The sequence below is a fragment of the Bacillus marinisedimentorum genome (genome assembly GCF_001644195.2).
GTDB classification, from domain to species: Bacteria; Bacillota; Bacilli; order Bacillales; family Bacillaceae_O; genus Bacillus_BL; species Bacillus_BL marinisedimentorum.
Genome location: NZ_LWBL02000027.1, coordinates 24,981 through 31,771, shown reverse-complemented (window position 1 = coordinate 31,771; position 6,791 = coordinate 24,981). Strand labels below are relative to the sequence as shown.

The window sequence follows — 6,791 nt, the reverse complement described above, 5'->3', positions numbered from 1 at the left end:
TTATGTCTGTGGTGAAAGCGAATGCCTGCAGCGGAAAGGAACGGACAAGATTCAGAAAATCAAATTCCTTTCTTCCACAATACTGCCCTTTAACGGAATGTCACTTATCTAAATAAGCCCATGCAGCTGATTGGCGGCATGGGCTTATTAAAAGGCTGTGTTAAAGCTCAATGTTGATTTTTTACACTAGTTGATTGTAGTGGAAGGTGCGAGACTCCTGCGGGACTAGCGGGACAGGTGAGACCCCGCGGCAAAGAAGACACTGTGAGTGCGACCGAAGGGAAGCAGGAACAGATGTCGCCCTTGTGCCCTTGGGTGAAAGCGAGTACCTGCAACGGAAATCAACACTAGCGTTTAACAGAGCCTATTAAAATTAAGATGAGAAGTATGATTTTTTCTCCCATTGAAGTGTGCCATAACCGCTGTGTTCACGGTTATTCATACGCTGTTGACAGGACCTTTCATTCTTACGAATACTATGAATCTGATTGGTATCTCAGCTGTTCGGCTTCCTCAAGCGCAATAGGCGTGAAATGCCGATATTCGCGAATGCCGAACCAGGCGTAATAACCTCCAAGCAGAATAAAGATGACGCCGATTACAAGTGCAAACGTTGAGCGCTGCAGGAAAAGCTGGTCAGTGCCGAAAAAAACGAGCACCAGGCCGAGCGAAATCCGGGCTTTTGCATTTACCCACTGTTTTTCGGCAGGTCTTTTACTGCGATAAGCTTTCGCTTTGTAAAAGATATATAGTGTGGCGGCAAGAACCGTCAATGCGCCTAAAATGATCATGTTCCTTTTTCCCCCTGACTTGTGCATGCTCTATATTATTGTAACGGTGCACAATAGATTATGCTACATATTTCACCTGTAAACATGGTAAGGTTAAGAGAGAGAATCGATAACAAAAAAAGGAGTCCACTATGAAAGAAGCCATTTTGGAAAAAGTAAAGCATTATGAAAAAATCATCATTCACCGCCATGTCAGGCCCGACCCTGATGCCTACGGTTCACAGGGCGGGCTTGCGGAACTTTTAAAAGAATCCTTTCCGGAAAAGACAATACTGGCAGCAGGACTTGAAGACGAATCGCTTTTTTATTTGAATCGGATGGACGATGTGGATGAAAGAGAGTACGAAGATGCGCTTGTCATTGTGTGCGATACTGCCAATCAGGGCAGGATTTGCGGCAGCGGCTATGAAAAGGGGGACTTCCTGATTAAGATCGACCACCATCCGAATGTGGATGCATATGGTGATCTTCTCTGGGTCGATACCGATGCAAGTTCAACTAGTGAAATGATTTATGAGTTTTATCTCTACGGGAAAGATCAAGGCCTAATACTGAACCAGGATGCGGCCCGCCTCATTTATGCAGGCATTGTCGGAGATACAGGGAGATTCCTGTTTCCGAGTACCCGGCCGAAAACATTGAGGTATGCAGCCGACCTGATGGAAACTGGATTTGTGTTTCCCGACTTATATACAGAGATGTACAAGATGAAAGAACATGTCGCCCATTTGCAGGGGTACATCCTCCAAAACTTTGAGAAGCTTTCCTGCGGGGGCGCTTATGTTAAGCTGACAAAAGAGCTCCTCGGTCAATTCAATGCCGTTCCAGCCGATGCTTCCCAGCTTGTTGGGAGCCTCGGAAATATAGAAGGCATGAAAGCATGGGTTTTCTTTGTGGAAGAAGAAGATCAAATCCGCGTCAGGTTTCGGTCCAAGGGTCCGGTTGTCAACAGTATTGCGGCAAAATACAACGGCGGCGGCCACCCGATGGCAGCCGGGGCTTCCATATATTCATGGGAAGATGCCGGCAGCGTTTTGAACGACTTGCAGCATGCGTGTGAGCAATTTGAACAAGGCCGGTAATCGGCGGGAGGACCCCACCAATCCTTTGAACAGCCGGCCGGCTAAAAGCTGAAGTCAAAAAAACAGGCCCGGCATATGCTGTTTTGACATATGTTAGGCCTGTTCAGTTTATGATGACTACATCACCGCTGTCTGACTCTTTAACTTCTTTTTCAGGGGTATACCAGTAACCTCTGTCAGTGATTTCTTCATGGACGGGAATGTGCAACTCATTCAGCTGCTTCTTGATCAAGGCAGCAACTTCCTTGGACTCAACGTAAGCGCAATAGCCTTGTTGCAGTCTTCGCAGCTTTTCTTCAGCCATCCGTTTGTTGTGAACAACATAGTCCATGTTCAGCCACCTCCTCTAAATGAAAAAAGATATATTTACAAGTATAGTATATAACAATTGGCTGAAAATTGCGACATTATAATTAGGGTTATTTGTGAAGATTATGTTACAATTTGCTAGCTTTTCCGCAGGTGCTGTTTCGGTTTATCAGGTGGAATCCTGGTGGAGTGAGGTCTTCCGGCCTCATCTTTTTTTAATCGAAAGAGTGAGCTCGAATGTAGTATAGAGGGAACTGTGGATGATTTTCAAGCTGTATTCCTGATCATCTATATTATAAACTTTGCTTTCAACTGCACGGTAAATCAGCCCTTTTGTACGGGCAGCCGTTTCGATATCCCTGCCGATGACATCCTGGAGCTGCTCTTCCACTTCTTCTCTAAGCTGATGGACGGTCAGCAATTCCAGTTTCAGTTTTTCGCTGTTGGAAAATTGGATGGATAATTCCTGGACCTTCAGTTTTTTTTCATTTTCGTTATTCAGTTTTATTTTTTCCTCATTATATAAGTTTATACGGTGCTCCAGTTCACGGATGCTGGATTGCTGGGTAATTATCGTCTGTGTGTTTTTTTCCTGTATTTCACCGAATAAGAACAAAAAGATAACCCAGCTGACGATGGCTCCTGCAGCCGCCCCCGCAAAGAACCGCTGCCATCCTGGATCTTGTGAATAATCAGGCACCCTCATCATGTTGTGTGCTCCTGCGTCAGCCACTGGATGAGCAAGCTTCCGCTTTGTACGCCGCCCATTGCGGATATAATAAGCAAGACTTGCTTGATGATGTCTGTTGTCGCACCTTCGAAAATCCCTCTTTCAAAGTTGTTGATGACATCGAATGTACCGCCGATAGCTGCGACAATCGCCCAGATTTTCAAGCTCCCGGCAAGTCTGCTGATCATGGTCAGCGGCGGCTGTGTCCCGATAATAAACGCTCCGATTCCGCCGATCACCGCACCGCCCAGTATGACCCCGAGTGCGATAAAGTAACAATTAATGAGTGATGCGATAAAACGTTCTTCCACAGCAACCCCCCCCTTCTACTAGTTTATGGACAACGTCCCTCCTGTATGTTCTTTTTAAGCCGCTGTTTAGTATGACGAACAAATGTACTATAATAGATGATATACAAAACGATTAAAGGTGTGAAAATGTATGGAATTTATACACCTGCACGTCAAAAGCGTATACAGTCTGCTTTCGAGTGCCTGTAAACTTGAAGATCTTGTTCGCCAGGCAGCAGAATCAGGTTTCAGCAGTCTGGCTTTGACCGATGAAAATGTAATGTACGGAGCTGCGCCTTTTTATAAGCTTTGCAGGAAATATGGAATAAAGCCGATTATCGGCTTGACCCTGTCTGTCAAATCGGAAATGGAGCCGGATAAGAGCCGGCCGCTCGTCCTGTTGGCTGAAAATGATACAGGGTACAGGTCGCTTTTGAAGCTGTCTACACTGGCTCAAACTGCTGCAAAACCAAGTGTAAGCCTTAAGCAGCTCAGCGGTGCAGCCAACGGCCTCATAGCTGTTACGCCAGGTCCTGCCGGTGAGATAGAACAGCTTATTTTACAAGGTGATAAAACAGGGTCAAGAGCAGCCCTGCGTACATATATTGATATTTTTGGACAGTCAAACATATATCTTTCTCTGCAAAGACACGGCAGGGATGGGGAAGAGCGGCTCGATTCCGCTCTCCTTGAATTGTGCGAATTGGAAGGGGTCGAGCCGGTCGCCTCCAATGATGTGAAATTCTTGAATAAAGAAGACGCACCAGTATACCAATGCTTGAAGGCGATAAAAGACGGCCGGAAACTGGCGGGTTCCGGGGAACCCGCCAAAGGGGAGAGGGAACATTATTTGAAAGCGGCTGCCGACATGTCCGCCCTCTTTTATGACATTCCGGCTGCACTTGCCAATACAGCCGCTATTGCAAAACGCTGCAATGTTGAAATCGAATTTAATAGAAGGGTTCTTCCAAAATACCCTGTTCCACATAATCGGGACCCCCATGAATATTTGTGCAGCCTTTGTGAAACAGGGGTAAAGTCGCGGTATGCGGAGTTGACTCCCGAGATCAGGGAGCGTCTTGATTTTGAGCTTTCAGTAATTGAGAAAATGTCGTTCAGCGATTATTTCCTTATTGTCTGGGACTTTATGAAATACGCACATGAACGCGGAATACTGACCGGGCCGGGCCGCGGGTCTGCAGCTGGATCACTTGTTGCATATGCACTTTTTATCACGAATGTCGATCCGATTGAACACGGCTTGCTGTTTGAACGCTTCCTTAACCCGGAACGTATTTCCATGCCTGATATCGATATCGATTTTCCTGATAACCGCCGCGATGAGATGATCGCATATGTCCATCGGAAGTATGGGAGTGAACATGTAGCCCAAATTGTCACGTTCGGAACGCTTGCTGCCCGTGCTTCAATCCGGGATGTCGGCAGGGTCATGGATATCGACATTGAAGAGGTTGACGCCCTTACAAAGTTGATTTCAGGACGGCCGGGAACCACTCTGAAAAGCGCCTATAGGGATTCGCCCGAATTGCAAAAACGCCTGAAACAGTCAGAGAAGCTGCAAACGATGTATAAGCTTGCAGTGAAAATTGAAGGGATGCCGCGCCATACGTCCACCCACGCCGCCGGTGTCGTTATAAGTGACCGCCCGCTGACAGACGTGACCGCCCTTCAGGAAGGTCATGAAGATATCCTGCTGACCCAGTATCCGATGGATGTACTGGAGGAAATAGGCCTATTGAAAATGGATTTTTTGGGGTTGAGGAACCTGACGCTGATCGATAATATTTTACGCCAGATCAAAAGGAGCGGGCAAAGAACCGTCAATCTCAACACCATGCCGCTTGATGATGGAAAGACGTTTGCCATGCTTTCACGCGGGGATACAACAGGCGTCTTCCAGCTGGAATCGTCAGGCATGCGAAGTGTCCTGCAAAGATTGAAACCAACGCACTTTGAAGACATTGTCGCTGTTAACGCCCTATATCGGCCGGGCCCGATGGAAAATATACCGGTATATATCAATCGGAAGCACGGCAAGGAAACGATAACGTATCCGCATCTCGATTTGAAACCGATTTTGGAGAAAACATACGGTGTCATTGTTTACCAGGAACAGATCATGCAAATCGCTTCTGTCATGGCTGGTTTTTCACTCGGTGAAGCGGACTTGCTCCGCAGGGCAGTCAGCAAAAAGAAGCGGGATATCCTCAATAGGGAGCGGGAGCATTTCATACAGGGGTCAGTGAATAAAGGTTATGGAAAAGATGCCGCTGGGGCCATATACGAATTGATTGTCCGGTTCGCAGATTACGGTTTCAACCGCAGCCATGCTGTTGCGTACAGTGTGATCGCCTACCAGCTCGCATACCTGAAGGCGAATTATCCGGTTTACTTCATCGCTGCCCTTCTTTCAAGTGTCGTCAGCAACGAGAGTAAAATTTTTCAGTATATCGGCGAGGCGCGGCATAAAGGGATTGAAATCCTTCCTCCTTCTATCAATAAGAGCGGGATTCCTTTCCTGGTGGAAAATCAATCAGTCCGGTACAGCCTGCTTGCCGTCAAATCTGTCGGGGCTGCAGCAGTGAGAGAAATTATTGAAAAACGGAATCAAAAGCCATTTCAGGACCTGTTCGACTTTTGTGTAAGAGTATCTTTAAACAGGAGAGTCATCGAGTCACTTATCCACGCCGGGTGTTTGGATGAGTTTGGCCATGACAGGGCTGTCCTGCTTGCGAGCCTCGATTCTGCCATGGAATATGCCGAGCTTGCCGGCGGGGAAGATGACCAGATCGCCCTTTTCCTATCGGAAGACATCATTCCGAAGCCCCAATATGTAGACGTTCCGGACCAGCCTCAAAACCAGCGGCTTGCTTTTGAAAAAGAAGCACTTGGTTTTTATTTATCTGAACACCCTGCTGAACAGTTCCGCAGCCGGCTCGAAGACCGGGGTGCCCTGACTGTAATGCAAATCCTCCAGGGGGAAGAAAGGCGGCATGTGAAAACGGGCGGTTATATCACTGCTGTGCGGACCATCAAAACGAAAAAAGGAGATCAGATGGCTTTCTTGACCCTGACAGATAAAACAGGTGAGCTGGAAGTTGTAGCCTTTCCGAATGTGTATGGTCCTCATGTCTGGATGTTGAAAAAAGAGCAGCTTCTTTATATGGAAGGAAAAACGGAAAAGCGGGGTGACCGTCTGCAGTTCATCATGCAAAAAGCTTCTTTGCTTGAGGAACTGCCGGAAGCCCCGCAAGCAGCAAAGGCGGTCCGAAAGAACACGCTTTTTTTGAAGGTTGACAGGGAGGCTGCTGCAGACGGTCGGCTGCATGATGTGAAGGAGATATTAAAAGAATATCCAGGCCAAACCGAAGTGGTTGTCTATTATGAAGAGGAAAAGAAGACGATGAAACTTTCAGATGAATGGAAGGTTGTGCCGTCTGATGCATGTCTGGACAGGCTTAGGAGACTTCTTGGCTCAGACAATGCTGTATTGAGGGAATAATTAGTTCTTTACAGGTCTGGCAGGTTTGTTATAATAGGATTGCCCGGAGGTGGTCTGACCACTTTT

The 6,791-nt window shown here is 47.0% G+C and carries 6 protein-coding genes; 2 read left to right on the top strand and 4 right to left on the bottom strand.

Going from position 1 to position 6,791, the window contains the following annotated elements; all coding sequences use genetic code 11:
- Positions 1-476: 476 nt before the first annotated feature.
- Positions 477-791: a YtpI family protein gene (locus tag A4U59_RS08490; protein ID WP_070120534.1), complete on the bottom strand. Its 315-nt coding sequence runs from the start codon at positions 789-791 to the stop codon at positions 477-479.
- A 131-nt stretch (positions 792-922) separates the two neighbouring features.
- Here A4U59_RS08490 and A4U59_RS08485 point away from each other — a divergent pair, with 131 nt between their 5' ends.
- Complete coding sequence (locus A4U59_RS08485) at positions 923-1,873, top strand: DHH family phosphoesterase (protein ID WP_070120533.1); 951 nt, start codon at positions 923-925, stop codon at positions 1,871-1,873.
- A 103-nt stretch (positions 1,874-1,976) separates the two neighbouring features.
- On the opposite strand, the gene A4U59_RS08480 is transcribed toward A4U59_RS08485, so the two are convergent.
- From A4U59_RS08480 to ytrH, 3 genes are all read right to left on the bottom strand, one after another.
- Positions 1,977-2,204, bottom strand: coding sequence for a YtzJ family protein (locus A4U59_RS08480; RefSeq protein WP_070120532.1), 228 nt, complete (start codon positions 2,202-2,204; stop codon positions 1,977-1,979).
- A 183-nt stretch (positions 2,205-2,387) separates the two neighbouring features.
- On the bottom strand, positions 2,388-2,891 hold the full coding sequence (ytrI, locus tag A4U59_RS08475; protein WP_083270757.1) for a sporulation membrane protein YtrI: 504 nt from the start codon (positions 2,889-2,891) through the stop codon (positions 2,388-2,390).
- Complete coding sequence (gene ytrH / locus A4U59_RS08470; RefSeq protein ID WP_070120531.1) at positions 2,888-3,223, bottom strand: sporulation membrane protein YtrH; 336 nt, start codon at positions 3,221-3,223, stop codon at positions 2,888-2,890. Before ytrH ends, ytrI begins: the two co-directional genes overlap by 4 nt.
- 130 nt (positions 3,224-3,353) lie before the next feature.
- Between ytrH and dnaE the strand changes: the two genes are divergently transcribed.
- Positions 3,354-6,725 carry a DNA polymerase III subunit alpha gene (dnaE, locus tag A4U59_RS08465; protein WP_070120530.1) on the top strand — a complete coding sequence of 1,124 codons (3,372 nt, stop codon included), beginning with the start codon at positions 3,354-3,356 and terminating at the stop codon, positions 6,723-6,725.
- Positions 6,726-6,791: the final 66 nt, after the last annotated feature.

Bases quoted from the DNA above. Each gene is read 5' to 3' on its own strand.
- ytrI (WP_083270757.1), bottom strand. From the start codon at position 2,891: ATGATGAGGGTGCCTGATTATTCACAAGATCCAGGATGGCAGCGGTTC.
- A4U59_RS08485 (WP_070120533.1), top strand. From the start codon at position 923: ATGAAAGAAGCCATTTTGGAAAAAGTAAAGCATTATGAAAAAATCATC.
- A4U59_RS08490 (WP_070120534.1), bottom strand. From the start codon at position 791: ATGATCATTTTAGGCGCATTGACGGTTCTTGCCGCCACACTATATATC.
- dnaE (WP_070120530.1), top strand. From the start codon at position 3,354: ATGGAATTTATACACCTGCACGTCAAAAGCGTATACAGTCTGCTTTCG.
- A4U59_RS08480 (WP_070120532.1), bottom strand. From the start codon at position 2,204: ATGGACTATGTTGTTCACAACAAACGGATGGCTGAAGAAAAGCTGCGA.